This is a genomic window from Pseudomonas sp. JL23, from assembly GCF_056933585.1.
The window spans coordinates 3,655,826-3,681,368 of the sequence record NZ_CM167795.1; the positions used below are offsets into that span (position 1 = coordinate 3,655,826).

The following is a 25,543-nucleotide window of genomic DNA, read 5'->3' on the forward strand; positions in this document are numbered from 1 at the left end:
CCCTGTCAGTGCTGGAGGATTTTGGAGAGAAACTGGCGAGTGCGCTCGCTGCGCGCCTCGACGTTGTCGAAGAATTCAGAGGTGACGCAATCTTCAATGATCTTGCCGCCATCCATGAAGATGACCCGATCAGCCACGCGCCGGGCAAAGCCCATCTCATGGGTGACCACCATCATGGTCATGCCGTCACGGGCCAGGTCGGTCATGACATCCAGCACTTCGTTGACCATTTCCGGATCCAGGGCCGAGGTCGGCTCATCGAACAGCATCACCCCAGGGTCCATGGATAAGGCCCGGGCGATGGCCACGCGCTGTTGCTGGCCACCCGAGAGCATGCCGGGATGCTTGTCCTTGTGCGCCAGAAGACCGACCCGGTCCAGCAGCGCGTGGGCTTTGATCCTGGCCTCTTGCGGGTTGCGCTTGAGCACCTTGATCTGGCCCATGCACAAGTTTTCCGTGACCGACAAATGGGGAAACAGCTCGAAATGCTGAAACACCATGCCCGCCTGGGAACGTAGCTTGGGCAGGTCGGTCTTGGGATCGCCGACACTGATACCGTTCACCGACACCGTGCCCTTTTCAAACGTCTCAAGGGCGTTGACGGTCTTGATCAGGGTGGATTTGCCCGAGCCCGACGGCCCGCAAACCACCACCACTTCGCCCTTGCTGACCTGGGTGGTGCAGCTGTCCAGTACCTGAAACTCGCCGTACCATTTGCTGACGTTATTGAACTCAATCATCTTGGATAACCCGTAACTGGATTGACACTCACCAATGGCGGCTCAACGAGCGACCAGCGCTCTTCTTTCAAGCAACTTGACGATCCGCGAGGCGCTGAAGCAGATCACCAGGTAGACCAGGGCAACGAACAGATACAGCTCGACCAGCCGACCATCACGCTGGCCGATCTTCGCGCCCGCGCCGAGGAAGTCGGTCAGGGACAGCACGTACACCAGTGAGGTGTCCTGGAACAGGATGATCACCCGCGTCACCAATGACGGCAGCATGTTGCGAAACGCCTGGGGCAAAATGATGCTCTGCATCGACTGGCGATACGTCAGGCCGATCGCCAGCCCCGCCGACATTTGCCCGCGCGATACCGATTGAATGCCGGCCCGCATGATTTCGCAGAAATACGCCGCTTCGAACAGGGTGAAGGTGATGATCGCCGACTTGTACGCCCCCACATTCATTGGCCGCGAAGCCCCGGTTACCCAGGCGCCGATGTAGGGCATCAGAAAATAGAACCAGAAAATCACCAGCAGCAGCGGCACCGATCGCATGGCGTTGACGTAGAACCCGGCGGGTATCGATATCAGCCGATACGGCGACAGGCGCATCACCGCCAATAAAGTCCCCAGCAGCAGGCCCATGCTCGCCGCTGCGGCGGTCAGGGTCAGGGTGAAGGTCATGCCCGTGCCGAACAGGTACGGAATGGCGTTGATGACGACAGCAAAATCAAAATTCATGATGCGCTCCCGCTCAACTTGACTCGGGTTTTCCAGCCAATCCTGCCCGGCAAGGCAAAATGCCGCTCCAGATAGTGCATGGCCAGTACGACGCAGCCATTGATCACCAGATACCCCACCGTCGCCGCCGAAAACGCCTCGAAGATATGGAAGCTGAATTCCTGCATGGCCCGCGCCTGCCCGGTCAATTCCAGCAGGCCGATGGTCAGGGCCACGGAGGAGTATTTGACGATCCCCATGAACTCCGAGGTCAGCGGCGGGATCACGATGCGATAAGCCTGGGGCATGATCACGTAGCGATACACCTGCACCGGCGTCAGGCCCATGGCGATGCCCGCCTGGCCCTGCCCTCGCGGCAGTGACTGGATGCCCGCACGGAGGGTTTCCGCCAGGCGCGCGGTGCCGTAGAAACTCAGGCACAGCACCGCCGGAATGAACTGCCCCCAGGGCTGGCCCATCTGTTTCAAGGCATCGCCCCAGTCCTTGGGCAGCAGCTCCGGCAGGACGAAGTACCAGAGAAACATCTGCACCAGCAGTGGGATATTGCGAAATATCTCGACATACAGGGTGCCGATAAAGTGCAGCAACACCGAGGGTGCCGTGCGCAATACCGCCACCATGGACCCCATGATCAGCGACACCGCCCCTGCCGACAACGACAGGGCCAGGGTCCAGCCGACACCGATCAGCAAGTTGTACAGATAGGTGTCGACGCCGTTGGAGGACAGCTCAAGAAAGATCCTCCAGCTCCAGTCATAGTTCATGAGGCCGCCTACTCGTAAAGGGCCGGATCAGCCGAGTCGGTAGGGTTGGCCAAGGCTTTCTTGAGGGCAGCGCTCATGGGGAAATTCAGGTTGATGCCGTGGGGCGGAATCGGCGAGGTGAAGTACTTGTCGTACAGCTTGTTCACCGTGCCGTCCTTGATCAGCTCGACAACGGCGGTATCGACCAGGGTCTTGAACTGCGGATCGTCCTTGGGCTCGAGAATGCCGTAGGGGGCAAGCTCCAGGCCTTTGCTGCCAACGACGAAGTCTTCGGGATTCTTCGACGACGCCACGGCACCGTACGCCAGCCCGTCATCGTTGGCGGAACCGGCAGCACGGCCACTGGAAACCATCAGGAAGGTCTCTGCGGTGTCCTTGGCTGCCGCCACGGAAATACCGTAGCCATACTTGGCGTTGAGCATCGAGATCAGCTTGAAGGTCTGGCCCCCCGCCTGGGCGGCGATGGTCTTGCCGCGAAAGGACGACAGGTCGTTGACGTCGACCCCGGCATCCTTGCGGGCCACGAGTACGACCTGGGCGACGAACGTGGTCGGGGCGAAAGACACCAGCGAATGACGATCGGCTTTATTGGTGGTATTGCCGCATTCCAGATCGATCGTGCCATTGGCCAGCAACGGGATACGGGTTGCCGACGCCGTCGGGTTGTAGTGCACGGCCAGGGACGGGAGATTCAGTGCCGTCTTGATCTTCTGGGTAATGGCTTCGCAAATCTCGACGGTGTAGCCCACGGGTTTCTGCTGGGCGTCCAGGTAACCGAACGGCACCGAGCTTTCCGGGTAACCAAGGGTGATAGAGCCCGACTCGCGAATCCTGTCGATTCGCCCATCCGCAAACGCCTGTGCACTGAGCACAAAGGCCGCAATCGCTGTTACAGCGCTGATCACTTTCATAATCCTTCCTCGGTAATCGAAACAGAGAACATCATCTGGTGTCGCGAACTGACCGAGAGCAGGAGATCGGTAGTGGCAAAAAGTATCCATGAAGAATATATTTAAGCCCAATACCTCTTACGTATTGCTGGATACAGGATTGATATGAGCGAAGGGTATATGAAGCTTCGTCAGATCGAAGCGTTTCGCGCCATTATGATGACCGGATCGATGACTATCGCCGCTCGTAAGCTGCACACTTCGCAGCCGCAAGTCAGCCGCCTGATCAGTCAGCTGGAAGCCCTCACCCAATTCCCCCTGTTCGAACGCCACGGCAGCAAGCTCAAGCCGACCGTGGACGGCGAGCGTTTTTATAGTGAGGTAGAGAAGACATTTTCCGGTCTGACCAGCCTCGAATCGGCGGCTGCGGTGATCCGCTCGTTCGGTCGCGATCGCCTGGTATTGGCAGCCATGCCCCGGCTGGCGGGTGGTTTGCTGGCGCGAATAGTCGCCCGGTTCAAGCTGGAGTTCCCGGATGTGCTGGTGACTATCCAGTCGGGCAACGAAAGCACGGTCAACGAATGGATTCGCTCAGGCATGTGCAGCACCGGCCTGGCAATGCTCTATAACCAGACCCCCGGCATCCATGTCGACCCGGTGATCACTTCCAACTGCGTCGCGGTGTTTCCCAAGGGCCATCGATTCGCGCAACTGGAACGGGTCACGCCCGAAGATTTCGCCAACGAACGCTATATCTCCTTCCCCAGCGCAAGCCCGGTGCGCGAGCGCATCGATGACATCTTCGAACAGGCCGGAGTCAAGCGCCGGATCGTTGCCGAAGCGAGTCTGGGCGCGTCAATCTGTGCATTGGTCGGCGCGGGCATGGGCGTCAGCCTGATCAACCCGGTCGCGGCCTCCGAAGAGGCAACGATTCACAGCATCGAGTCACGCCCCTTCACCGCCAGTATTCCGGTGGTGATTGGCTTGCTGTTTCCGTCCCACCACCCGCAATCGCGACTGGTCAGCAGCTTCGCGCAATGTGCGCGGGAGGTGATGCTCGCCGAGCTGTCGCCGCTATGCGCGTGACCGGCTAAAGCCAGCCCCACAGAAAACCGGCCTGGCTTAGCGGGACATCTGATTAATGCTCAGTCGCTCACCCACCACCATCTCGGTGATCCAGTCCACCAGTATCGAGGTATAGGCCTCCTGGGACACCTCGCTACTCAGGCTATGGTCCGCATGATCGATGATCCGATGGGTCAGCGAATGCGTCTGCTGGAACGCAGCGCGGTAGCTCATGATCGTTGCGTGGGGGACATGCTCGTCGTGCTCGGATTCGACGATCAGCACATCCCCGCGAAACGCCGCGCAGGCCCGCAGGGCGCGGTTGTCAGCGGCGTCGATATGGCTGGAGCGATATTGCATCAGATCGCGGCGGTCGAGTTCACGCTTGGGCATCAGCCAGTTGGCATCGCGGTACATGGCCGGCACCCGCAGGGCCAGCCAGCGCACTTTGCGCATCTGGCTGAGGATGGTCGCCAGGTAGCCACCGTAGCTGGTGCCTACCACCGCTACAGACGAAGTGTCGATGGCCGGATGGGACAACAGATGATCATAGGCCGCCAGCAGGTCGCGCAGGTTGTCCTCACGGTTGACGCTGGCCTGGCGATCGTTGAAAGCGCCATGACCGCGCAGGTCGAAGGTCAGGCAGACGCAGCCCAGTCCGGCAATGCCCCGGGCGCGAATCAGGTCGCGCTCCTGGCTGCCGCCCCAGCCATGGACGAACAGCACACCCGGCACCTTGGCCCTGGGGCTGAGAAAGTTACCGGCAATCGCGTCCTCGTCGACGCTGATCGAGACCGGTTCGGCATTAGCAGTCATAAGCATCGATCCGTGCAAATTTAAGAAGGAAATCGCCGTTGCCGTCGGGGCCGCTATAGAGCACGCGGGCGCCTTCCGGTGCGGCTTGCTCTTCGTGCTTCTCATGGGTGCTGGCGCGCACGGCGTTGGTCTGTGGACGCTCGCGCAAGGCCTGCAACGCGGCGAGCTCGGCCCCGGTTGCACCACCCACCCGCCAGGACTGCTCCAGCACGCCGACTTTCAATGAGCCGTCGCTGCCCTGCCCCTGCACCACATCGTAGTTGCGCCGGGAGGCGAAAAAGCCGGGGAAGCTCAGCGCCGCCGCCGTGTCATAGGTGCGGGCATATTCGATGGCGCGGCGCACATCGGGCTTCAACTCACGGGCCAGCAGCTCGATATAATCGCCGCGCACAATCAACAGCTCGGAGCCGCCATAGACGCTTTCGCCGCGGCTGTTCTGCTTCTGTTCCTGTTGACCGAAATAGGTCATCAGCAGCCCGTCAATCAGGGTCTGGCCGACGCTGTAGGTCACGCTTTCCTTGAGGTTTTCTTCGAGGACAATGCCATGGCCGCAGGTGGCGGCATCCAGCTTGTTCAGCCATTTCTCCACATCATTCTGGTTATGCAGCACGGCCTGACCTGAACCACCACTGGCCTCGACCTGCTTGACCCGCAGTGCGCCCTTGCGCAAGCCCGCCATCGCCGCCTGCCGGGCATCTTCGGGGTCAAAGACCGTTACCCCTGGCAGGACTACATCGCGCACCCGCTCACAGAACTGCGGGTTCCAGCCATCGGGCTGGCTGCGTGCCTGGGCAATCAACGGGTGAGAAATGGCCTTGGTGGCAACGAAGGGATGCTGCACATAGCCGCCGAGCAGATCATCGGCACCGCTGACCTGAAGTTCGTCGAGCTGTTTACCGATCAGAGTTTGGGTGGGGACCCAGTACAGCGACTGCTGTCGATCATCCTCCTGCAAGGCCTCCTTGAAGGGCCATCCGAGAATTTCTGCCAGCCACCGGGCCAAGGCCTGGGTGGTCTGCAAATCGTGTCCGGTGCCGCCGCTATCGGCGTGGACCACTACGCATTTCCGGTTCAATCGTGCTGACATGCCTGGCTTCCTTCTTGTGGCAGTACTCAATAGCCGACCCCTTGCGGACCCCGATAGTTCGCCTGGCACTGATCAATGGAGCCTTGGGCGCCATTCGTCAGCGCGACCGTTGAATTGTTTGAACGCTGGGCGCCGGCCATCTGACTGATATCGGGTAAGCCTCAAAAACTGATCTTCGGAGAAGCCCATGACCGACTATCCAAAACCACCTTTTGAAGCGCAATCCCAGAACGTTCCGGGCAGTCAGGGGAAAATGCAGCCTTACCCCGATTGCGGCGAAACCAGCTACAAGGGTTCTGGCCGCCTGGCCAACAAGATCGCCCTGATCACCGGTGCCGACAGTGGTATTGGTCGGGCCGTGGCCATCGCCTTTGCCCGTGAAGGTGCAGACGTTGCGATTTCATATCTGGACGAGCACGAAGATGCCGAGGAGACCGCACGCTGGGTCAAGGAAGCCGGGCGCCAATGCCTGCTGTTGCCGGGGGATCTGGCGCAAAAGGCCCACTGCGCCGCCATCGTCAACAAGACCGTGGAACAGTTTGGCCGCATCGATGTGCTGGTCAATAACGCCGCCTTCCAGATGACCCACGAAACCCTGGAAGAGATTGCCGACGAAGAATGGGTAAAGACCTTCGATATCAACATCACGGCGATGTTTCGTATCTGCAAGGCCGCCCTGCCCTCTATGGCCGCAGGCAGTTCGATCATCAATACCAGTTCGGTCAACTCGGACATGCCCAGCCCGAGCCTGCTGGCCTACGCCACGACCAAGGGCGCCATCGCCAACTTCACCGCGGGCCTAGCGCAGATGCTGGGCAAGCGCGGCATCCGGGTCAATAGCGTGGCGCCAGGGCCGATCTGGACACCATTGATTGTCGCGACAATGACCGACGAGGACGTGAAAAACTTCGGCTCGGCCACGCCTCTGGGCCGCCCCGGCCAACCGGTGGAAGTCGCGCCGATCTATGTGCTGCTGGCATCGGATGAAGGCAGCTATATTTCCGGGTCGCGCTATGGCGTAACTGGCGGCAAGCCGATTCTCTGAGTGAGGGCGCTGATTGGACAGGCAGACCCTCGTCGTCGGCTGCGCCGGATGGAGTCTGGGCCGGGAATATTGGCCCGACTTCACAGCGCAAGGCACGCATTTGCAGCGCTATGCCGCGCGCTTGAATGGCGTTGAAATCAACAGCTCGTTCTATCGCCCCCATCGGCGCCAGACCTATGAGCGCTGGGCCAACTCGGTGCCAGATGGTTTTCGCTTCAGCGTGAAAATGCCCAAACAGATCACCCATATACAGCGCTTGAAACAGTGCGAGCCTCTGCTGGACGAGTTTATCGGGCAATGTTCTGGGCTGACGGACAAGCTGGGTTGCCTGCTGGTGCAACTGCCGCCTTCGCTGGCATTTGATGAAAGGCTGGCTGAGGGCTTTTTCGATGAGATGCGCCAGCGCTTCAACGGGCATGTAGCCCTTGAGCCTCGGCACGAGTCATGGGCCCATGCCGCACCACTGTTGCAGCAACTTAAAATTGCTCAGGTCGCGGCCGACCCGTCGCGTATCAGTACCGACTTGCGCCCTGCAGGCTGGCCGGGCTTCAGGTACTGGCGGCTGCATGGGTCGCCACGGGTTTATTACAGTCCCTACGGTGAAGAGCTGCTGCAGAACATTGCGCAACAGCTGATGGCGGCTCGCAGTGAAGGCGCGGAGGTCTGGTGTATTTTTGATAATACGGCTGCCGGGGCGGCATTGGGTAATGCCTTGCGGTTACAGGTTTTATTGCACGTCAATGAACGAAATACGGATGTGGGGCCGGCTTTAGCCGGGAATACATAGCTGTGGCCGATAAATCTCTATCGCTTTCACATCGCCTTCCCGGCTAAAGCCGGTCCCACAGAGAAGCTCCATCATTCAATTTGTAGAGGTCTTACCTCAGAAAATGTACTTTACAACACCTTATCCAGGGTAATCGGAAACTCCCTGACCCGCTTGCCTGTGGCGTGGTAAATGGCATTGGCTACCGCTGAAGCCACGCCGACGATGCCGATTTCCCCGACACCCTTGGAGCCCAGTTCGTTGACGATGTCGTCGTTTTCTTCGACAAATATCACTTCGATATCGCCAATGTCCGCGTTCACCGGGATATGGTATTCAGCTAGGCTGTGGTTGAGCACGCGCCCGAGTCGGTGGTCGGTCTGTGCCTCTTCCTGCAAGGCCATGCCCAGACCCCAGACCACGCCGCCGAGAATCTGACTGCGGGCGGTCTTCGGATTGATTACCCGCCCTGCCGCCACCGCACTGACGACCCGGCTGACTTTGATAGAGCCCAGGTCCTCATCCACCTGCACTTCGACAAACACCGCCGAATGAGTCGCGGTGGCATAACTCTCGCGCTGTTTGTTCGGTTCGGCATCGATCTGCACCTCAAGCGCGCCGCCAGGGCAGTGGGCGACGATGTCGGCGATGGCCAGGCGCTGATCACCCAAATGCACATACCCATCGCCGAACCCCGCCTCTTCAGCGGGAATATCCGCCAGCTCAGGATAATGATCCCGCGCAGCCTGCAGCACCTTGGCCCGTATCACCAGGCAGGCCTCGCGCACCGCTGATCCTACTGAGGACACGGTGAAAGAGCCGCCTTGCAAGGGCGCCGTGGGTAACGATGAATCCCCCAGCACGAAGGTAACGTCACGCGGCATGATACCGGCGGCATCGGCGGCGATCTGGGTCATGACGGTATAGGTGCCGGTGCCGATATCGGTGGTCGCGCTGCTCACGGTCAGCCGGCCTTCGGCATCCAGGCGCGCCTTGGCACTGGCTTTCATCTGCATGGCCTCCCAGACGCCACCGGCCATGCCCCAGCCAATCAATTGATGGTCCTTGCGCATGCTGCGCGGTTCCGCATTGCGTTTGTGCCAACCAAAACGCTCAGCGCCCTGGTCATAACAGGCGAGCAGTTCCTTGCTGGAATAGGGTTTTCCTTCATTGCCATTACTCTGGGCAAAGTTGATGCGCCGCAGTTGCACAGGGTCCAGCTTCGCCGCGCAGGCCAGCTCGTCCATGGCGCATTCCAGAGCTGTCATCCCCGACGCCGCACCCGGTGCGCGCATATCCAGCGGCGTGTAGACATCCAGTGGCGCCAGCTTGTAGCTCAGGGCAACGTTGTCGCACTGATACAGCATGCCGCTCCACTCCACCAGATGTTCGGTGAAGTCCTCGAAACGCGAGGTCTGCCCGATGGCGTCATGCCCGACGGCGACCAGCCAGCCAGCCGCGTCGGTTCCCAGACGCAGGCGCTGCACGGTGCGCGGGCGGTAACCGAAGGTAAACATCTGTTGCCGGGTCAGGGTGACCCGCACCGAGCGCTTGAGTTGCAGCGCCGCCATCACGGCCAATGGCAACTGGTACTGCGGGCGCAACCCGGAACCAAAGGCACCACCGACATAGGCAGTCAGAATGCGGATTTTGTCCTTGGGCATGGCGAAGACTTTGTGCAAGTAGTCCTGGCAGTTCTGTGGCCCCTGGTTCTTGTCATGGATTTCAAGGCTGCCATCGTCCTTGTAGAAAACCGTGGAAGCATGGGGTTCCATGGGGTTGTGGTGCTCATTGGCGGTGCTGTAGGTAGCATCAATGCTGACCGCTGCCCTGGCGAATTGCCCGTTGAAATCACCCCGTGGCTTGGGTGTTTCGGCGGGCGCAGGGTGTGCCGGATCGAGCACGGCAAGCAAATCGGTCTGGTGGTCCTCCTGCTGGTAGTCGATACGCAGCAGAGAACCGGCGTAACGGGCCAGCTCAAGGCTTTCGGCAACCACCAGTGCCAATGGCTGACCACTATAGAGCACCCGGTCGTTGTACAGCGGGCGGAACGGCGAGCCGTCGGCCGAGTCGGCATCGGCGTAGTTTTCGTCATCGCTGGCCAGTCGCGGCCGGTTGCGGTGATCGAGCACCAACAGCACACCGGGCACCGCCAATGCTGCGCTGCTGTCGATATTGATGACCCGTCCGCGGGCGATGGTGCTGGACACCACGCTGCCATAAAGCAGGCCGTCCTGGGGGTACTCGGCGGCATAACGTGCCTGGCCGGTGACTTTCAATGGACCGTCAACGCGATCCATGGGTTGGCCCGAGGCCTGGTTAAAGGTCTTCATCAGGCATTCCCTCCAACGGCGGCATCGCTCAAGGCGCGGACAATGGCCCGTCGCGCCAGCTTGATCTTGAAGCCGTTGTGGGCCAGGGGTTGCGCGTCACGCAGCATCGCTTCGGCAGCCTCGGTAAAGGCTTCATGGGACACGGAGCGGCCCTTCAGTGCCTGCTCCACAGCCTTGTCGCGCCAGGGTTTATGGGCCACGCCGCCCAAGGCCAGGCGCACATCGCGAATCACATCGCCGTCCAGTTCCAGCGCCGCCGCCACTGACACCAGGGCAAAGGCGTAGGAAGCCCGATCACGGATTTTCAGGTAATGGGAGTGTCTGGCAAAGCCGCTGGCCGGCAGTTCGATGGCGGTGACCAACTCGTCGTCGGCCAACTGGTTATCCCGCTGCGGCGCGTCGCCGGGCAAGCGGTGGAAATCAGCGAACTCGATGCGGCGCTTGCCCGCCCGGCCCTGGACATGCACCACCGCCTCCAGCGCGGCCAAGGCTACACACATATCCGAAGGATGGGTGGCGACACAGGCATCGCTGGCACCGAGGATCGCGTGAATCCGGTTCAGGCCATCCCGGGCCGGACAGCCACTGCCCGGCACACGCTTGTTACAGGGGGTGCCAGCATCGTAATAGTAATAGCAGCGGGTGCGTTGCAGGAGGTTGCCTCCGGTGCTGGCCATGTTGCGCAATTGCGCCGAGGCGCCAGCAAGAATCGCCTGGGACAGCAGCGGGTAACGCGATTCGATCAACGGGTGCCAGGCCAGGTCGGCGTTACTGACCAGCGCACCGATCAGCAGGCCGCCGCCCGGAGTTTCTTCGATATCACGCAACGGCAACCCGGTGATGTCGATCAGGGCTTCGGCGCGGACGACATTTTCCTTCATCAGGTCGACCAGATTGGTGCCCCCGGCAATGAAGCGCGTGGTCGGTCCGGCCAGATTGATCGCCTGGCTCACTTCAACGGGTTTGCTGTAGCTGAAAGGCATCATGTGCGCGCCCCTCCCTGTTCGGCCTGCATCTGCGGCATCGCTTCTTCCACGGCGGCGATGATATTGCTGTAGGCGCCGCAGCGACACAGGTTGCCGCTCATCAACTCCTGAATCTGCTCACGATTCTGCGCCCGCCCTTCACGTACCAGGCCCACCGCCGAGCAAATCTGCCCCGGTGTGCAATAGCCGCACTGAAAGGCATCGTGGCGGATGAACGCCTGCTGCATCGGATGCAGTTGCTCGCCTTTGGCCAGGCCTTCGATGGTGGTCAGTTCTGCGCCATCGCACATGATCGCCAGGGTCAGGCAGGCATTGATGCGCTTGCCGTCGCGCAGCACCGTGCAGGCGCCACACTGGCCGTGATCACAGCCCTTCTTGGTGCCGATCAGGTCCAACTGATCACGCAGCAGGTCGATCAGGGTGGTCCAGGGGTGGACGTCAAGCTCTCGGGCCTGACCGTTGAGGGTCAGACGAATCGTCTGCGCCTCAACATCCTTGAGGAATGTCGCGCTCATTGGGAAACCTCACGGTAGAAATGAATTGCGCGCAGTAGGCTGCGTCTGTCAGGTACGACCGAGGGGTTTTCGCGAACGTTCAGAGTTTTTCGATGAGTTGCCCATGCTGGCTCACCTTTGAACCAGCACGGTTAAGTCACGGGGCTAAGGCCAATCATTCACACGGTAGTGCTACTGGCCCCGGTGGAACTAGCCGATTCGTTACCTTCCCGGGAGGCCAACTGCTCATCGTCGATGTCGCCGCAATCGCCCATAGCCTGATATTTCTTGCGCAGAAGCCGCAGTTCTTTCTGGTCAAGCTTGTCCAGATTCAGCAGGGCATTCTGTGCTTCGGTGGTTACACGCAGCAATTCGTTGATTTTGATATGCAACTCATCGGTGTCGCGGTTCTGGGTGTTCTGCACCAGAAAGACCATCAGGAAAGTAATGATGGTGGTCGAGGTATTGATCAGCAGTTGCCAGGTGTCGTTATAGTGAAACAGCGGCCCCGTCAGGCCCCACAGGACGATCAGGCAGATGGCAGCGATAAACGTTCTCGGGCTGCCGGCCCATCTCGATAAGGCATGGGAGAACCTGGAAAATCTCATGACGCGTACTCCGTGAAAAGGGATGTAAATTGATGGACCACGGCGTGCGACTGAAATTTCTTGTTACATCCAATCTATTGAAAAAGTGTTTCGTCATTCACTCGCCCGTAAAGAACCGGAATTTTTTCCCCGTGCAACGCTCTGTTCTTTCAGCACTGCCTGGAGGCCATGAGCAATGACACAGACCACCCACTTCAAGATCGATTATCTGATCCACGGTAGCTACAAGACTTTCTACATCCATTCCGACGCAATGAATCAGGACGAAGCACTGCATTGGGCGACCATCGACGCGGGCTTGTGCCAGATTCCCAAGCCAAGGGCCGACAGGATTCCCCGGCTCAGCCAGCGTCAGGCTGAACAGTTGGGGCTTACCGATGTGGAGTGGAAGTCGGCATGACTGGCGCGGTGTGAAAACCGTCGCCAAGCATTGAAAACTATAATCAGGAGCCTGTAATGAAGGATCATTCCCTGCAATACGATTTTGCCTATTGGTGGAACACAGAGGGCCCTTGGGTAGAAAAGCCGAATGTACGTCGTAGCGGTACTAATGGCGTACAGCGGGTGATGCATGAAGGCTCCGTCGTCTATGTAAAACGCCAGACCGGCCATTTATATCGCAGCGTCCGACATCCCTTTGGCCGCCCCACCGTACTCAGGGAAGGTCATGCCCTGGCCAGCCTGCACTCTCTCAATGTCACCGCACCCAACCCGGTTTTCTATGGTGCCAGGAAGGTCGACGGCGTCTGGCAGGGCCTGTTGGTGACCAAGGATCTGGGTGAGTTTCAGGATCTGGACAGTTGGTATCACGCTGGCGGTCAGGATCGCTACAGCCCCGAAGAATACATGCGTCTGTTCGAACAGTTGGCCTTTCTCCTGTCACGTATGCATTTGAGTCGCTGACAACACGGTTGCATGCGCTCCAAACATATCTTTGTAAAAGTGCAATCGACCGATGACGGTCCGCAATTCCAGCTTGCCTTACTTGATCTTGAAAAATCCCGTAGACGCTTCAGTTCAATGAGGGCGGCACGCCACGATATTTTCCAGCTGCGCCGTCACTCACCCTGGAGCGACGCGCAGTGGCAATACTTCCTCAGGCACTATGAAGCAGAACTGGGCCGCACTCTGAAGACAGAGAGAAACGCCCGGTCTACTGCGTAATAGTCTTAATAAGCGCGGTTGCGCCGTGGCTCATATGCAGGCGCTTAGCTCTCTTCTACATACTTCCTGAAGTTCTCCAAAATACTCTGCCAACCCTGGCGCTGCTGTTCGACCGAGTGCTGCGACTCGGCATCGAAGGTCACCCGCACCGTCACGCCCGCAGGCGTCTGGGTGAACTCCACCCGTGCCCGGCGGTCGCCAAAGGCATATTCGATGAGGCGGTTCTCTTCCACTTGGGTATAGGTCCCGGCGAAATCGAAGCCCATGCTGCCGTCTTTGGCCTCCATGCGTGATGAAAAACTGCCGCCCACTCGCAGATCGACGGTCGCGGCGGTGGTGTGCCAGTCATCCGAGGCGGCATTCCATTGTTTGATGGCCTCGGGCGATGTATAGGCCTGCCATACCTTGGCGACAGGCGCAGACACTGTGACTTCAACACTGATTTGCATGGCTTAGGTTCCTTTTATTCTTGAAGGGATAAAAAGAATAGACCTTGAGGCGCAGGTACCGGGTACTACGCAACCATTCAGGCGCCAGCGGGCATTGCCCCGTTGTTCGACCAGTTCACCGACCGCTATGGCATTGCCCTGCCTCTGGCGGATCTGTTTGCGTGGGACGCCCGCGCTCGCGGCTGAAGCCGGTCCTACGAGCCATGTGTAGAGCCAATATCACCCGCGAAACAAAGGAATGCCCCACGGCGCGCCGGTATTGCCGCCGTCCACCACTATCTCCGCGGCCGTCATGCCCGACGATGCATTGGATGCCAGGAACATCACTGCCTGAGCCAGCTCATCCGCTTCGGCGAAACGGCCCATGGGGATGCGCGGGGCAATGGCTTTTTCCGTGGCGTCGACTGTAGCCCCGGCGCGGGCACCCCGGGTCCAGATCGGCGTACGGGTGGCACCGGGGATCACGGTGTTGACGCGGATGCCCTTGGGCGCCAGTTCCGAGGCAAAGACCTTGGCCATGGAGGTAATAGCGCCTTTGCTCGCCGAATAGGCCGATGATCCGGCTGAGCCCAGTTCGCGCATTACCGAACCATTGAGGATCACCGAACTGCCCTCTTTGAGCAGCGGCAACACACCCTGCACGGTGAAGAACACCGACGTCAGGTTAGTGCGCAGAATGGCTTCGAAGGCTTCAAGGGTGGTGCCGCCCAAAGGCGTCGGCCCGGAAATGCCGGCATTGGCGAACACCACATCGAGGCTGCCAAAGCGCTCCTTGATGACGCTGACCACCTGATCGATCTCAGCCAGATTATTCACATCGGCCTTGATTGCCAGTACATCACCGCCCAACTCCAGCACAGCGGCGTCCAGTTTCGCCTGATCGCGACCGGTAATGGCCACACGGGCGCCGTTTTCCAGAAGCAGGCGTGCGGTGGCCAGGCCAATACCGCTGTTGCCGCCGGTGATCAGGATGGTTTTGTCTTTGACAGTCATGGGTCGTGTCCTTTAACGGATGCAATGAATAGGATTACAACCATACTCTTATTTAGTATTACGTCTATACTCCAATTATCGAACCAGACGAAAACGTCTGCCTGGAGGATTGCATGTCACGGTCTCAGGCTGAAAAAGCCGCCATTCACGAAGAAATCGTCAACCTGGCCGCCGCGCGTTTGCGCGAGGTCGGTCTGAACGGCATTGGCGTCGCCGATCTGATGAAAGAGGCCGGCCGCACCAGTGGCGGCTTCTACAAGCATTTCGAGTCACGGGAGAAACTGGTCGAGGAAGTACTGGCCTCGGTATTCGCCAAACGCACCGAAGCGCTGAAGACCTATGTGGAGTCGGCGACGACCCGCTCCCTTGGTGAACTGGTGGACAGCTACCTGAGCCAACGCCACAAGGACACCCCTGGCAGCGGCTGCGCCCTTGCCGCGCTGATGAACGACGTTGCGCGCAGCAGCGAGCCGATCCGCGAGTTGTACACCGAAGAGGTACGCAGCGAGTTGGCGATGCTGACGCGGCTGTTGGATCACCCGCAGCCCCGCGCTCAGGCGTTGTTGACCCTGTGCGCGTTGGTAGGTGCCATCGGCCTGGCCCGGGCGGTAATGGACGAGGAATTGGCGGCGGAGATTCTCGGCACCGGCGGGACCTTGCTCAAGGCCTTGGGATCTGCTGCTTAACCACCTGTGGGAGCGAGGCTTGCCCGCGAAGAGGCCGGTGCAGCCGACAGATCCTCATCGCCTGGAATATTGCCTTCGCGGGCAAGCCTCGCTCCCACCAGTTCTCATTTCAACTCATAGACGCTATCTGCTCTCTGAGGGATTGCGCCGCAGCTTGATCCGACCGCTCAAACCGCAACGGCGTTACCGACACCCCGCCATTGATCACCACATGGGTCTCACTGCCCGGCGCATCGCCGCGATCATGGCGCTCGATATTCAGCCAGTAATAGTCCTGCTCGCGCATATCGGTTCTGGCGGTGATATTCAGGCTGTCCATGCGCCCGGTTCCCTGGCTGGTGACCTGCAACGGCCCGGCCTGATCTGCCGGGACATCAGGGAAGTTGACGTTCAAACAGACCGACGCATCCCAACCCGCCGCCAGCAGTTGCCGGATAACGCCGGGGGCCAGTTGTCGCGCCGTGTCCCAGCGCACGGCATCGCGGCGGGTCAGGGCCTGGCTCAAGGCAATCGACGGAATCCCCAGCAACAGCCCGGCCATGGCCGCCCCCACGGTGCCGGAAAATACTGTTTCCACGCCCAGATTGGCGCCTTTGTTGATACCGGACAGCAGTAACTGCGGCGGTTGCTCCATCAAGTGGCGCAAGGCGATGGCGACACAGTCGGCGGGCGTGCCGGACACCGAATAGCGGCGTTCGCCACGGGTCGTGATGCGCAACGGATGGTGAATGCTCAGGGCGTGGGAGATGCCGCTCTGGTCGTGGTCTGGCGCCACGACCCAGACCTCATCGGCCAGTTCAAGGGCGACATCGAGCAAGGTCGCCAGACCCGGCGCGTCAATGCCGTCGTCGTTGGTGATGAGGATGCGTTCAAGGGGTTTGCTCTGCATTACGGCCTCGCACGGGAAAGACATGAGCCTTGCATTAAAGCGCAAATACACACCCACTGTGGGACCGGCTTTAGCCGGGAAGACAATATGACAGACGATAGGAATATATCGGCATACCTGCCTCTTCCCGGCTAAAGCCGGTCCCACATGCCGCTATTTTCTGGCGGTAGCCAACTCCGGCCCCTGCCACCCGCCACCCATCGCCCGAAACAGCGTCACCGCCGCCCGGGTCGAGTCGGCCTGGGTGCTGTTGAGCGCGTCCCTGGCTGTCAGCAGTTCACGGTTGGCATCCAGCACATCCGTAAGCCCAATGGCCCCGGACTTATAGGCGGTCTCGGACAGATCCCGGGCGCGGGTCAAGGCACTGACTTCGCCGTCCAGTTCGTCACGCCGCTGCTCGGTCTGGGACAACGCCACCAGGGCGTTCTCCACATCCTCACAAGCCTTGAGCACTGTCTGGCGGTATCCAGCCAAGGCCTCGGCGTTGGCACCCTTGGCCTGTTTGACCTCGGCGTCGATCTTGCCGAAGTCGAACAGGCGCCAGCGCACCAGCCCGCCAATGGACGGCTGGAACGCGCTCTGGCTAAACATGTGATTGCCGGTGATGCTGTCAAAACCCAGGGCACCGGACAACGACACCTTCGGGTAGTAATCGGCAATGGCTTCGCCAATCCGCTCGTTGGACGCGGCCAGACGCCGTTCGGCGGCAATGATATCCGGGCGCCGCCGCAGCACATCCGCCGGTGCAACGCTGCCAGCAATCGACGGCAGTACCGGGATCAGCGCCGTTTGCGCAAGCTCCTGCGCAGAGCTGCCGGGTTGGCGACCCATCAACACATCCAGTCGATTGAGCTGGGCCTCCAGGGCGATGCGCAGCAAGGGCACGCTGGCACGGGCCTGTTTGAGCAAGGCCTGAGCCTGAGCGACTTCCCGTTCGTTGACATCGCCCAGGCGCTGGCGCACCTGCACCAGCCCCAACAGATGCTCATCGGTGCTGATCTGGTCGGCGGCCACCGCCAGTCGCGCCTGATAGCCACGGATCTGCACATAAGCATCCGCCGCCTCGGCCACCACGCTGATGCGCGTGCCCAGATGGGCCGCTTCAGCGACCTGAACCTCGTCGTCAGCCGCCGAAGCGCCGCGACGCAGGCCACCGGCCAGGTCCAGCTCCCAACTGGCCAAAGCCCCGGCGGTCAGTTCTTTCTGGTTACGCTCGTAGCCCTGTTGGTTACGCCCGGTCGAGCCCAGGGGGCTTTGCAGGCTTTGCCGTTGCTTGGTCGCCGAGCCGACCGCATCCACGGTGGGATACAGCTGTGCGCCAGCGGCCTGGGCCACGGCGCGGGCCTGTTCCACCCGAGCCAGGGACACCGCCAGATCGAGGTTCTGCGCCAACACCTGATTGACGATACTGGCCAGTTGCGGGTCATTGAAGCCCTGCCACCAGGTGGCCAGGTCGACGTTTGACGAAGTGACCTTGGCCTGCCCCGGGTTATGAAATGGCGCCAGGCGGGTGTCCGGCGCCTTGTAATCGGGGCCGACCGTGCAACCTGCCAGCACTGCCAGGGCAATCAGCAGTGGCAGCAAGGCCTTGCGTCCCGGCACCTTCACGGCGTCGGCAACGTTGAAACTGAGTGAACTGGACATCAACGTCTCCCGTGGAAGTATTTGCGGATAAAGATGTAGAACGCCGGGGTAAACAGCAGACCGAAACCGGTCACACCGAGCATCCCGAAGAACACGGCGGTCCCCAGGGACTGACGCATTTCCGAACCGGCACCGGTTGCCAGGGTCAGGGGCGCGACGCCGAGGATGAACGCCAGGGAGGTCATCAGGATCGGCCGCAGACGAGTACGGGCGGCATGCACCGCAGCCTCCACCGCAGTCGAACCCTCGTCCTGTTTCTGCTTGGCAAACTCGACAATCAGAATCGCGTTCTTCGCCGCCAGCCCTATCAGCACGATAAAACCGATCTGGGCGAGGATATCGATGGGCATACCGCGGAAAATCAGGCCACTGATCGCCGCCAAAATACACATCGGCACAATCAGGATGATCGCCAGCGGCAGGCGCCAGCTTTCGTACTGCGCCACCAGCACCAGGAACACAAACAACGCTGCTGCGGCGAATACCACCAGGGTCGGCGTGCCTTTCTGTTGTTGCTGGTAAGCCAGTTCCGTCCATTCGAAGCCGATGCCTTTAGGCAGGACTTGCTGGGCCAGGGCTTCCATCTTCAACAGCGCTGTACCGGTGGCCACGCCTGGGGCCGCAGCGCCCTGCACTTCTGCCGCCGGGAACAGGTTGTAGCGCGGCACACGGTACGGAATGGTGTTGTGCTCGATACTCGCCACGCTGCCCACCGGCACCATCTCGCCAGCGTCGTTACGCACTTTCAGACGGGTAATGTCTTGTGGTGTACCCCGGAAAGTCGAGTCGGCCTGGGCCACCACCTGATAAGTCCGGCCCAGGTAGTTGAAGTCGTTGACGTACTGCGAACCCAGGTAGACCTGCAGGGTCGAGAACACATCCGACGGCTTGAGCCCGACCTTCTCGGCCTTGACCCGGTCGATGTTGGCGAAGATCGACGGCGAGCCCGCGTTGAACAGGGTGAACATGCCAACGAAATCCGGATCCTTGCGTGCTGCCGCAACCAGAGTATTGGCTGCGTCAGCCAGGGCTTTTGGCCCCAGCCCGGCGCGGTCTTCGAGCATCAGCTTAAAGCCGCCCGAACTGCCCAGGCCCTGTACCGGCGGCGGTGGAATGCTCAAGACATAGGCATCCTTGATCACCGACAGACGCCGACGCAGATCCGCCAGCACCGACTGCGCGGTCAGGCCGGGCATGTCGTGGCTGTACAGCGATGGCAAACCGGTAAATACGGTGCCGGAGTTGGATGCCACGGTGGAAGTCGTGGCATCCAGGCCCACGAACGGCGCGATATGCTCGATACCGGGGGTTTCCAGAGCGATATCCATGACCTGACGCACCACTTTCTCGGTGCGATCCAGGGACGCGCCCGGCGGTAACTGCACGATGGTGATCAGGTAACCCTGATCCTGCTCAGGAATGAAGCCGGTCGGGGTGCTGTGGAATTCCACGGCGGTCAGGCCGATCAGACCCACATAGGCCAGCATCACCAGGGCCAGGCCACGGGCCAGACGTCGGGTCAGGTTGCCGTAGCCGAACGACAGCTTGTCGAAACCGCGGTTGAAGCGGCCGAAGGTAGCGTCCATGGCCCGACGAACGCCCTGGAAACGCCCGGTATCCGGCGCGGACTTGGACTTGAACAGCACCGCACACAGCGCCGGGCTCAAGGTCAGGGAGACGATGCAGGAAATGATCGTCGAGGCGGCGATGGTCACCGCGAACTGCTTGAAGAACAGCCCGGAAATTCCGCTCAGGAAGGCCGCCGGGACGAACACCGCACACAGGGTCAGGGCAATGGACAGCAACGCTCCGCCCACTTCGTCCATGGTGTGGTGTGCCGCCTCGACCGGCGACATGCCGTCGTGAATATTGCGCTCGATGTTCTCTACGACAACGATGGCATCATCGACCACGATCCCCACCGCCAGTACCAGACCGAACAGAGACAGGTTGTTCAGCGAGATACCGCACAGGTACAGCACGGTGAAGGAGCCGACCAGGGAGATCGGGATCGCCACCACCGGAATGATCGTCGCACGCCAGTTCTGCAGGAACAGGAACACCACCAGCACGACCAGGATAATCGCCTCGAAAATGGTGGTGATCACTTCATGCACGGACTTGCCGATGAAGATGGTCGGGTCATAAATGATGCTGTACGCCACGCCCGCCGGGAAATCCTTCTTCAGTTCTTCCATGGTGCCGAGCACCGCATGCTCAACGTCCAGGGAGTTGGACCCTGGCTGCGCATAGATCAGCAGCGCCGCAGCGTCGCGTTTGTCCATGAACGAAGTCGAGCCGTAATCCACCGCGCCGACTTCGACCCGGCCGATATCACCGATACGGGTCACCCGGCCGGTGGAATCAGTCTTGACCACGATCTGGGCGAATTCTTCAGGTTTGCTCAGGCGCCCCAATACTTCGACGTTGAGCTGATAGGCTTCGGCGGATTTAGTCGGCGGTTGATTGAGCACACCGGCGGACACTTGCAGGTTCTGCTGACGCAGTACAGCGAGGACTTCACTGGCACTCAGGTCATAGGCGGCGACTTTGTCCGGATCGAGCCAGATGCGCATGGCGTACTCACGACCGCCCTGGAACTGCACGTCGCCTACACCTTGAATCCGCGCCAGCACGTCCTTGATATGCAAGGTGGCGTAGTTGGACAGATAGAGGGTGTCCTTGCTGCTGTCATCGGAGAACAGATGCACGGCCAGCAGGATGCTCGGCGTCGACTTGCGCACCTGCACGCCAAGCCGCTGAACATCGTCAGGCAGCCGGGAAATGGTGTTCTGTACGCGGTTCTGGGTCAGGTTCTGGGCGACGTTTAGGTCGGTGCCGATACGGAAGGTCACCGTGATCGTCAGCTTGCCGTCACCGGTGGACTGACTGGTCATGTAGATCATGTTCTCGACGCCGTTGATCTGCTGCTCAAGCGGCGTGGCCACGGTCTTGGCGATAGTCTCGGCAGAAGCCCCGGGGTACGAGGTAATCACCTGCACGGTCGGCGGGACGATTTCCGGATACTGCGCCACCGGCAGCACGAACAGTGCGCCGAGGCCGATCAGGGTGATGAAGCAACTGACCACCACGGCAAAGCGCGGTCGATCAATAAAGAAGTGCGCGATACGCATGTCGGTCAGTCCTTCGCCAGATCATTTTCGGGTTTGATATCGGCGATCTTGACCTTCACTTTCGCACCGGGCGGCGCGTAGACCAGGCCGCCGATCATCACTTGATCGCTAGCCTTGAGCCCCGACTTGATCACCCGCAGGCCGTCACGCATATCCCCTACTTTCACTGGCCTTGGCGCGACGATGCCGTCTTCACCCACGGTCAGCACGATGAAGTGCGACTGATCAGGCAGCACGGCAGCGTCGGGCACCAGCATGGTTGGCGCAGGTGCAGCGGCAATGACCCGGACACGGGCAAACTCGCCGGGCGTCAGGCTGTTGTCCGGGTTGCTCACCGTGGCGCGGGCATGGATGGTGCCGCTGGAGCGGTTCAGGCTGTTGTCGATAAAGTCCAGGGTGCCCGCTGTTGCATACTCATGGCCGCCACCGGCAGCGATCTGCACGTTCTCGGCGGCATCGCCCTGACGCTTGCTCTTGAAGCCTTTGTATTGCTGGTAATCGGCTTCACTCATGTCGAAGTCGAGATAGACCGGGTCCTGGGAAACGATGGTGGCCAGCAGCGTGGTCGGGCTGCCTGCGGCGCGGCTGCCGGCGACCAGATTGCCTACCGACACCTGGTGATTGCCGATGCGCCCGGAGAACGGTGCGACGATCTGGCAGTGATCCAGGTCGAACTGGGCATCGCGGATCTGCGCATTGGCATCGGCGACAGCGGCCTCGGCCTCCTGCCAGTCGGATTTGCGCTGTTCCATGTTCTGCACGGAACCGGCCTGGTTACGCGCCAGCTCATCGGCGCGGCGGAATTCGCTCTTGGCGTAATCCAGACGCGCCGCCGAACGTTGCAGCAAGGCCTTGGCCTGGGCCAGGCGAATCTCGTAGGGCACCCGGTCGATAGAAAACAGCAGCGCGCCCTTCTTGACGATCTGGCCGTCCTTGAAATTGATGCCGATCAGGGTGCCACCGACCTGTGCGCGCAGTTCGACCTTGTCCACCGCAGAGAACTGGCCGAGAAAGCCCAGACGGCTGTCCAGGTCCTTGACCAGTGGCCGGCTGACCACCACTTCCGGCAGTTGCGGAGCATCGGCGGCCACCGCCTGCTCGCGCTCGCCCGCCACCATGAACAGGCCCACACCGATGGCCGCCGAGAGCAACCCCGCACCTGCCACCGCCCCGACCATCCTTCGCTTACGCAGTACTGGTTTCACTGACATTCCCCATATCCAAGATTCGGCAAAAGTTACGGCTGCAACCAAGGCCCCGATTGTCATTGATGCTAACCATCATCATTAGGATGTGTAAATATGTCGACCATAATCTAAACGCTTGATCTCTCATCAACGAAATTGATGCGAAAGACGAGAATTCAGGTCGGACGTGGGGTAGAAACGCTGATCTGTTCGATGAACTGATGACGGAACCAGACCTCAGAAGCGGCCAGGTTCTTGCCTTCCGACCAGGCCATATGCAGGTCAAAACGTTCGGCAAGGCCGTCCGGCAAGGCGTCGATGACGACGCCCAGTCCTTGCAGATGACGGGCTTCGAGATCAGGGATGATCGCTACCCTGTCGGTCCCGGCGAGGATATGCTCGAGGCCATCGGCACTGGTCAGTTGTAGCGCCACCTTGCGTGACAGGCCCTCTCTGGCGAGTTTTTCATCCAACTGCTGCTCAAGCCCGGCGCCATAAGGCACTACCACATGGGCACGCTGGCTCAGATCATTGGCTGACAGGACCTGTGCGCTGTCGCTTGCCCGCACCAGCACACTGCTGCAACGCGCCACTGCCTGGGCCATCCGGCCCTTGGCCTTCAGGGCAAAGTAACCCAGCTCAAGCGACACCGACTCGGCCGCCAGGCGTTCGTTGATCGACTCAGGGTCGCGGCGTTCGACGGCAATGCTGATACCCGGGGCACTCGCCAGGATCGGCTTGAGCAGCCCCGTCACCAGCGTCGCCCCTACCCCGCCACTGAGGACAATACCGAACCGGGCCTGGCACTCCACCGCAGCAAAAGGCTCGTTGCTGCTCACGGCGGCTTCGATCAGCTCCAGGGCCGGACCGATCAATTGGGCAATTTCGATGGCTTTGTCCGTGGGCCGTACGCCATGGCCCGAACGGATGAACAGCGGATCCTGAAACAGCGTGCGCAAACGGCGCAGTGAGGCGCTGATCGCCGGTTGCCCCACCAGCAACTTGTTGGCGCAGCGGGTGACATTGCGCTCACGCATTAGCGCGGCAAACACCACCAACAGATTCAGATCCGTGGAATGGAGATCATCAAGCATGGGAAAAATGAACCATTGCGCTTTCTCGACTTCAAAGATTACAACTATAATCTTTAGGTCCTGCACAATCGTTGTCAATCATTTTCACGGTATACGCAGCCTGGCATTGCTCCGATAATTCGGCCGCCGATGCACCATGAGGTCATGATGAAAGTCACCAAAGAACAGCGTTTACTCAACAAAGAAAAGATCCTGACCGCCGCTTCCCGGCTCTATCGCGAGCACGGTATCGAGGGCATCGGCATCGGTGAATTGAGCAAGTCCGTGGGCCTGACCCATGGCGGTTTCTACCGCCAGTTCCCCGAGGGCAAGGAACAGCTGGTCAGCGAAGCCATCGAGCGTACTTTCGATGAATACCGCGATCGCTGGCAAAACCAGCACAGCATCAGCGAGGTGGTCCAGGACTATGTCACCCGGGAGCATCGCGACAACCAGCAAGACAGCTGCCCCATCCCCACCCTCGCCGCCGACGTTGCCCGCATCGGCGGCAGCGCCAGCGAGGCCTACACCAAAGGCGTGCGCCGCCTGCTGGCAACGCTGATGGAGAAACAGGGCGACCTGGCCGACGGCACCTCCGAAGAGCGCGCCTTGCAAATCCTTGCCTCGATTTCCGGCGCCATGATCATCGCCAAGGCCAGCAGTGATCCCGAGTTGGCGGACAAGCTCATGGCGGCAGTGGTCAGGCAGTGGAGTGACTGACACCCGCTCAGTTGCCTGAACTGGAATGAGATTCCCGCAGGCGCAGGCTTGCTCGCGATGGCGTCAGGTCTGTCCCCGACGTCATTGCGAGCGCTACACGCTCGATCGCCAGCAAGCCGGCTCCCACAGGGTTTATCAGCCTTGAAAATCACCAGCGCGTAACCAAAGCGCAGTGCCGCCATGTACGCGCGGTCAGAGCCGCGCAGGCGACACGATGATTTTCACGTTGTGCTCCTTGTTATTGACCAGTTCCTCGAAGCCCTTCCCGACAATCTGCTCCAGCTGAATCCGTCCGGTTACCAACGGCGTGATATCCAGGCGGCCGTCGGCGATAAAGGCAATAACGTCGGCAAACTCGCCGTTATAAGCCAGGGATCCCAGCACCTGCTTCTCGGTGGCCACCAGTTCGAAGAAGTTGAACTCGCTGGGCTCTTCGAAAATCCCCACCAGCACGCATTTGCCGGCCTTGCGGATCAGGTCGATGGCGAATTTGGCGGTGCGTTTGTTGCCGATGCATTCGAAACTGACGTCGGCGCCGAGGCCACCGGTCAGGCGTTTGACTTCGGCCAAGGCGTCGCACTCGTTCGGGTCAAGCACGTGAGTGGCGCCCACTTCCTTGGCCTTGGCCTTGCGCGCGCCGGACATTTCCAGGGCAATCACTTGCGCCGCGCCGGCCGCCTTGGCGCACATGATGGTGCACAGGCCGATAGTACCTGCGCCCACCACCACGACATTCTGACCGAGCAGGTTGCCGGCCTTTTTCACCGCGTGCATGCCCACGGCGAGGGGTTCGATCAAGGCACCGGCTTCGGCAGGAAAGCCCGCAGGCAGCTTGTACAGCAGGTTGGCCGGGACATTGACCAGCTCGGCAAAGGCGCCGTTGTTCATCAGTCCGGTAAACGCCAGATTTTCGCAGATGTTGTACAGGCCATGGGTGCAGTAGTAGCAGGTGCCGCAATGCTGGCACGCATCAGCCGCCACCGGCTCGCCAATGGTATAGCCTTCGACGCCCTCGCCCAGCTCGACGATTTCGCCGCAGAACTCATGGCCGAGAATGCACTGGCCCTTGATCCCGGTGAGGGGGTGCGGCGCGTCCACCGGAATGAATACCGGCCCGGCCACGTATTCATGCAGGTCGGAACCGCAGATACCGCACCACTGCACGCGGATCTGCACCCAACCGGCAGGCGGGGCGCCTGGCAGCGGCACGTCTTCGACGCGGATATCGTTACGGGCGTGCCACACGGCGGCGCGCATGCTTTTGGTTGGGGTCACTGGAGT

General features: G+C 60.4%; 25 protein-coding genes and 1 pseudogene. 8 read left to right on the plus strand and 18 right to left on the minus strand.

Annotated elements, in window-relative coordinates; genetic code table 11:
• Positions 1-5 precede the first annotated feature (5 nt).
• The 4 genes from AC1Z24_RS16955 to AC1Z24_RS16970 are packed head-to-tail and all read right to left on the minus strand — an operon-like array spanning position 6 to position 3,144.
• Positions 6-740: an amino acid ABC transporter ATP-binding protein gene (locus AC1Z24_RS16955; protein ID WP_483741851.1), complete on the minus strand. Its 735-nt coding sequence runs from the start codon at positions 738-740 to the stop codon at positions 6-8.
• Between the two features lie 42 nt (positions 741-782).
• Entirely contained in the window at positions 783-1,469 is a 687-nt protein-coding gene (locus AC1Z24_RS16960) for an amino acid ABC transporter permease (protein ID WP_483741852.1), read from the minus strand.
• Positions 1,466-2,233, minus strand: a complete 768-nt coding sequence (locus tag AC1Z24_RS16965; protein WP_483741853.1) for an amino acid ABC transporter permease — start codon at positions 2,231-2,233, stop codon at positions 1,466-1,468. The genes AC1Z24_RS16960 and AC1Z24_RS16965 overlap by 4 nt, the downstream gene beginning before the upstream one ends.
• A gap of 8 nt (positions 2,234-2,241) precedes the next feature.
• The gene (locus tag AC1Z24_RS16970; RefSeq protein WP_483741854.1) at positions 2,242-3,144 is read right to left on the minus strand and encodes an amino acid ABC transporter substrate-binding protein; all 903 of its coding nucleotides are present in this window, start codon (positions 3,142-3,144) and stop codon (positions 2,242-2,244) included.
• A 144-nt stretch (positions 3,145-3,288) separates the two neighbouring features.
• Between AC1Z24_RS16970 and AC1Z24_RS16975 the strand changes: the two genes are divergently transcribed.
• Positions 3,289-4,209 (plus strand): LysR substrate-binding domain-containing protein, encoded by a 921-nt coding sequence (locus AC1Z24_RS16975; protein WP_259102754.1) that lies wholly within the window; start codon positions 3,289-3,291, stop codon positions 4,207-4,209.
• A gap of 36 nt (positions 4,210-4,245) precedes the next feature.
• On the opposite strand, the gene AC1Z24_RS16980 is transcribed toward AC1Z24_RS16975, so the two are convergent.
• On the minus strand, positions 4,246-5,004 hold the full coding sequence (locus tag AC1Z24_RS16980; protein ID WP_483741855.1) for an alpha/beta hydrolase family protein: 759 nt from the start codon (positions 5,002-5,004) through the stop codon (positions 4,246-4,248).
• Positions 4,994-6,091, minus strand: a complete 1,098-nt coding sequence (locus tag AC1Z24_RS16985) for a DUF3182 family protein (protein WP_483741856.1) — start codon at positions 6,089-6,091, stop codon at positions 4,994-4,996. Before AC1Z24_RS16985 ends, AC1Z24_RS16980 begins: the two co-directional genes overlap by 11 nt.
• Before the next feature lie 187 nt (positions 6,092-6,278).
• Here AC1Z24_RS16985 and AC1Z24_RS16990 point away from each other — a divergent pair, with 187 nt between their 5' ends.
• On the plus strand, positions 6,279-7,136 hold the full coding sequence (locus AC1Z24_RS16990; RefSeq protein WP_483741857.1) for an SDR family oxidoreductase: 858 nt from the start codon (positions 6,279-6,281) through the stop codon (positions 7,134-7,136).
• Positions 7,137-7,149: 13 nt separating this feature from the next.
• Positions 7,150-7,923, plus strand: coding sequence for a DUF72 domain-containing protein (locus AC1Z24_RS16995; RefSeq protein WP_483741858.1), 774 nt, complete (start codon positions 7,150-7,152; stop codon positions 7,921-7,923).
• A 110-nt stretch (positions 7,924-8,033) separates the two neighbouring features.
• Here the strand turns inward: AC1Z24_RS16995 and AC1Z24_RS17000 are convergent, their stop codons facing one another.
• The 4 genes from AC1Z24_RS17000 to AC1Z24_RS17015 all read right to left on the minus strand — a co-directional run bounded on the left by AC1Z24_RS17000 (position 8,034) and on the right by AC1Z24_RS17015 (position 12,323).
• Positions 8,034-10,235, minus strand: coding sequence for a xanthine dehydrogenase family protein molybdopterin-binding subunit (locus AC1Z24_RS17000; RefSeq protein WP_483741859.1), 2,202 nt, complete (start codon positions 10,233-10,235; stop codon positions 8,034-8,036).
• On the minus strand, positions 10,235-11,221 hold the full coding sequence (locus tag AC1Z24_RS17005; RefSeq protein WP_483741860.1) for an FAD binding domain-containing protein: 987 nt from the start codon (positions 11,219-11,221) through the stop codon (positions 10,235-10,237). The genes AC1Z24_RS17000 and AC1Z24_RS17005 overlap by 1 nt, the downstream gene beginning before the upstream one ends.
• Positions 11,218-11,736 carry a (2Fe-2S)-binding protein gene (locus AC1Z24_RS17010; protein ID WP_483741861.1) on the minus strand — a complete coding sequence of 173 codons (519 nt, stop codon included), beginning with the start codon at positions 11,734-11,736 and terminating at the stop codon, positions 11,218-11,220. Before AC1Z24_RS17010 ends, AC1Z24_RS17005 begins: the two co-directional genes overlap by 4 nt.
• Positions 11,737-11,894: 158 nt before the next feature.
• The gene (locus AC1Z24_RS17015; RefSeq protein WP_483741862.1) at positions 11,895-12,323 is read right to left on the minus strand and encodes a low affinity iron permease family protein; all 429 of its coding nucleotides are present in this window, start codon (positions 12,321-12,323) and stop codon (positions 11,895-11,897) included.
• 175 nt (positions 12,324-12,498) lie between these two features.
• Here AC1Z24_RS17015 and AC1Z24_RS17020 point away from each other — a divergent pair, with 175 nt between their 5' ends.
• Together AC1Z24_RS17020 and AC1Z24_RS17025 are read left to right on the plus strand one after the other, a co-directional pair.
• Positions 12,499-12,723 (plus strand): DUF6555 family protein, encoded by a 225-nt coding sequence (locus tag AC1Z24_RS17020; RefSeq protein ID WP_259102789.1) that lies wholly within the window; start codon positions 12,499-12,501, stop codon positions 12,721-12,723.
• Positions 12,724-12,779: 56 nt separating this feature from the next.
• Positions 12,780-13,487: pseudogene (locus AC1Z24_RS17025) on the plus strand (lipopolysaccharide kinase InaA family protein).
• 44 nt (positions 13,488-13,531) lie between these two features.
• On the opposite strand, the gene AC1Z24_RS17030 reads toward AC1Z24_RS17025, so the two are convergent.
• Positions 13,532-13,936 carry an SRPBCC family protein gene (locus AC1Z24_RS17030; RefSeq protein WP_483741863.1) on the minus strand — a complete coding sequence of 135 codons (405 nt, stop codon included), beginning with the start codon at positions 13,934-13,936 and terminating at the stop codon, positions 13,532-13,534.
• A gap of 102 nt (positions 13,937-14,038) precedes the next feature.
• Here AC1Z24_RS17030 and AC1Z24_RS17035 point away from each other — a divergent pair, with 102 nt between their 5' ends.
• Positions 14,039-14,122 carry a hypothetical protein gene (locus AC1Z24_RS17035; RefSeq protein ID WP_483746646.1) on the plus strand — a complete coding sequence of 28 codons (84 nt, stop codon included), beginning with the start codon at positions 14,039-14,041 and terminating at the stop codon, positions 14,120-14,122.
• A gap of 33 nt (positions 14,123-14,155) precedes the next feature.
• Here AC1Z24_RS17035 and AC1Z24_RS17040 read toward each other — a convergent pair whose 3' ends face one another.
• Positions 14,156-14,929 carry an SDR family NAD(P)-dependent oxidoreductase gene (locus AC1Z24_RS17040; RefSeq protein ID WP_483741864.1) on the minus strand — a complete coding sequence of 258 codons (774 nt, stop codon included), beginning with the start codon at positions 14,927-14,929 and terminating at the stop codon, positions 14,156-14,158.
• 113 nt (positions 14,930-15,042) lie between these two features.
• Here AC1Z24_RS17040 and AC1Z24_RS17045 point away from each other — a divergent pair, with 113 nt between their 5' ends.
• Positions 15,043-15,615, plus strand: a complete 573-nt coding sequence (locus tag AC1Z24_RS17045) for a TetR/AcrR family transcriptional regulator (RefSeq protein ID WP_483741865.1) — start codon at positions 15,043-15,045, stop codon at positions 15,613-15,615.
• A 109-nt stretch (positions 15,616-15,724) separates the two neighbouring features.
• Here the strand turns inward: AC1Z24_RS17045 and surE are convergent, their stop codons facing one another.
• The 5 genes from surE to AC1Z24_RS17070 all read right to left on the minus strand — a co-directional run bounded on the left by surE (position 15,725) and on the right by AC1Z24_RS17070 (position 23,563).
• The gene (gene surE / locus AC1Z24_RS17050) at positions 15,725-16,504 is read right to left on the minus strand and encodes a 5'/3'-nucleotidase SurE (RefSeq protein ID WP_483741866.1); all 780 of its coding nucleotides are present in this window, start codon (positions 16,502-16,504) and stop codon (positions 15,725-15,727) included.
• Between the two features lie 153 nt (positions 16,505-16,657).
• The gene (locus AC1Z24_RS17055; RefSeq protein ID WP_483741867.1) at positions 16,658-18,148 is read right to left on the minus strand and encodes an efflux transporter outer membrane subunit; all 1,491 of its coding nucleotides are present in this window, start codon (positions 18,146-18,148) and stop codon (positions 16,658-16,660) included.
• Positions 18,148-21,282, minus strand: a complete 3,135-nt coding sequence (locus AC1Z24_RS17060) for an efflux RND transporter permease subunit (RefSeq protein ID WP_483741868.1) — start codon at positions 21,280-21,282, stop codon at positions 18,148-18,150. The genes AC1Z24_RS17055 and AC1Z24_RS17060 overlap by 1 nt, the downstream gene beginning before the upstream one ends.
• A 5-nt stretch (positions 21,283-21,287) precedes the next feature.
• Positions 21,288-22,493: an efflux RND transporter periplasmic adaptor subunit gene (locus tag AC1Z24_RS17065; protein WP_483741869.1), complete on the minus strand. Its 1,206-nt coding sequence runs from the start codon at positions 22,491-22,493 to the stop codon at positions 21,288-21,290.
• A gap of 152 nt (positions 22,494-22,645) precedes the next feature.
• The gene (locus AC1Z24_RS17070; protein WP_483741870.1) at positions 22,646-23,563 is read right to left on the minus strand and encodes a LysR family transcriptional regulator; all 918 of its coding nucleotides are present in this window, start codon (positions 23,561-23,563) and stop codon (positions 22,646-22,648) included.
• 147 nt (positions 23,564-23,710) lie between these two features.
• Here AC1Z24_RS17070 and AC1Z24_RS17075 point away from each other — a divergent pair, with 147 nt between their 5' ends.
• On the plus strand, positions 23,711-24,262 hold the full coding sequence (locus AC1Z24_RS17075) for a TetR/AcrR family transcriptional regulator (RefSeq protein WP_483741871.1): 552 nt from the start codon (positions 23,711-23,713) through the stop codon (positions 24,260-24,262).
• A gap of 192 nt (positions 24,263-24,454) precedes the next feature.
• On the opposite strand, the gene AC1Z24_RS17080 is transcribed toward AC1Z24_RS17075, so the two are convergent.
• Positions 24,455-25,519 carry a 2,3-butanediol dehydrogenase gene (locus AC1Z24_RS17080; protein WP_483746647.1) on the minus strand — a complete coding sequence of 355 codons (1,065 nt, stop codon included), beginning with the start codon at positions 25,517-25,519 and terminating at the stop codon, positions 24,455-24,457.
• Positions 25,520-25,543 lie beyond the last annotated feature (24 nt).

Excerpts from the sequence above, each read along its gene's own strand:
- AC1Z24_RS17010 (WP_483741861.1), bottom strand. The coding sequence starts at position 11,736 with ATGAGCGCGACATTCCTCAAGGATGTTGAGGCGCAGACGATTCGTCTG.
- AC1Z24_RS17015 (WP_483741862.1), bottom strand. The coding sequence starts at position 12,323 with ATGAGATTTTCCAGGTTCTCCCATGCCTTATCGAGATGGGCCGGCAGC.
- AC1Z24_RS16980 (WP_483741855.1), bottom strand. The coding sequence starts at position 5,004 with ATGACTGCTAATGCCGAACCGGTCTCGATCAGCGTCGACGAGGACGCG.
- AC1Z24_RS16975 (WP_259102754.1), top strand. The coding sequence starts at position 3,289 with ATGAGCGAAGGGTATATGAAGCTTCGTCAGATCGAAGCGTTTCGCGCC.
- AC1Z24_RS17020 (WP_259102789.1), top strand. The coding sequence starts at position 12,499 with ATGACACAGACCACCCACTTCAAGATCGATTATCTGATCCACGGTAGC.
- AC1Z24_RS17045 (WP_483741865.1), top strand. The coding sequence starts at position 15,043 with ATGTCACGGTCTCAGGCTGAAAAAGCCGCCATTCACGAAGAAATCGTC.
- surE (WP_483741866.1), bottom strand. The coding sequence starts at position 16,504 with ATGCAGAGCAAACCCCTTGAACGCATCCTCATCACCAACGACGACGGC.
- AC1Z24_RS17060 (WP_483741868.1), bottom strand. The coding sequence starts at position 21,282 with ATGCGTATCGCGCACTTCTTTATTGATCGACCGCGCTTTGCCGTGGTG.
- AC1Z24_RS17030 (WP_483741863.1), bottom strand. The coding sequence starts at position 13,936 with ATGCAAATCAGTGTTGAAGTCACAGTGTCTGCGCCTGTCGCCAAGGTA.
- AC1Z24_RS16990 (WP_483741857.1), top strand. The coding sequence starts at position 6,279 with ATGACCGACTATCCAAAACCACCTTTTGAAGCGCAATCCCAGAACGTT.
- AC1Z24_RS16965 (WP_483741853.1), bottom strand. The coding sequence starts at position 2,233 with ATGAACTATGACTGGAGCTGGAGGATCTTTCTTGAGCTGTCCTCCAAC.
- AC1Z24_RS17080 (WP_483746647.1), bottom strand. The coding sequence starts at position 25,519 with ATGCGCGCCGCCGTGTGGCACGCCCGTAACGATATCCGCGTCGAAGAC.
- AC1Z24_RS16985 (WP_483741856.1), bottom strand. The coding sequence starts at position 6,091 with ATGTCAGCACGATTGAACCGGAAATGCGTAGTGGTCCACGCCGATAGC.
- AC1Z24_RS17000 (WP_483741859.1), bottom strand. The coding sequence starts at position 10,235 with ATGAAGACCTTTAACCAGGCCTCGGGCCAACCCATGGATCGCGTTGAC.
- AC1Z24_RS16955 (WP_483741851.1), bottom strand. The coding sequence starts at position 740 with ATGATTGAGTTCAATAACGTCAGCAAATGGTACGGCGAGTTTCAGGTA.
- AC1Z24_RS16970 (WP_483741854.1), bottom strand. The coding sequence starts at position 3,144 with ATGAAAGTGATCAGCGCTGTAACAGCGATTGCGGCCTTTGTGCTCAGT.
- AC1Z24_RS17040 (WP_483741864.1), bottom strand. The coding sequence starts at position 14,929 with ATGACTGTCAAAGACAAAACCATCCTGATCACCGGCGGCAACAGCGGT.
- AC1Z24_RS17055 (WP_483741867.1), bottom strand. The coding sequence starts at position 18,148 with ATGTCCAGTTCACTCAGTTTCAACGTTGCCGACGCCGTGAAGGTGCCG.
- AC1Z24_RS17065 (WP_483741869.1), bottom strand. The coding sequence starts at position 22,493 with ATGTCAGTGAAACCAGTACTGCGTAAGCGAAGGATGGTCGGGGCGGTG.
- AC1Z24_RS17070 (WP_483741870.1), bottom strand. The coding sequence starts at position 23,563 with ATGCTTGATGATCTCCATTCCACGGATCTGAATCTGTTGGTGGTGTTT.
- AC1Z24_RS16960 (WP_483741852.1), bottom strand. The coding sequence starts at position 1,469 with ATGAATTTTGATTTTGCTGTCGTCATCAACGCCATTCCGTACCTGTTC.
- AC1Z24_RS17075 (WP_483741871.1), top strand. The coding sequence starts at position 23,711 with ATGAAAGTCACCAAAGAACAGCGTTTACTCAACAAAGAAAAGATCCTG.
- AC1Z24_RS17005 (WP_483741860.1), bottom strand. The coding sequence starts at position 11,221 with ATGATGCCTTTCAGCTACAGCAAACCCGTTGAAGTGAGCCAGGCGATC.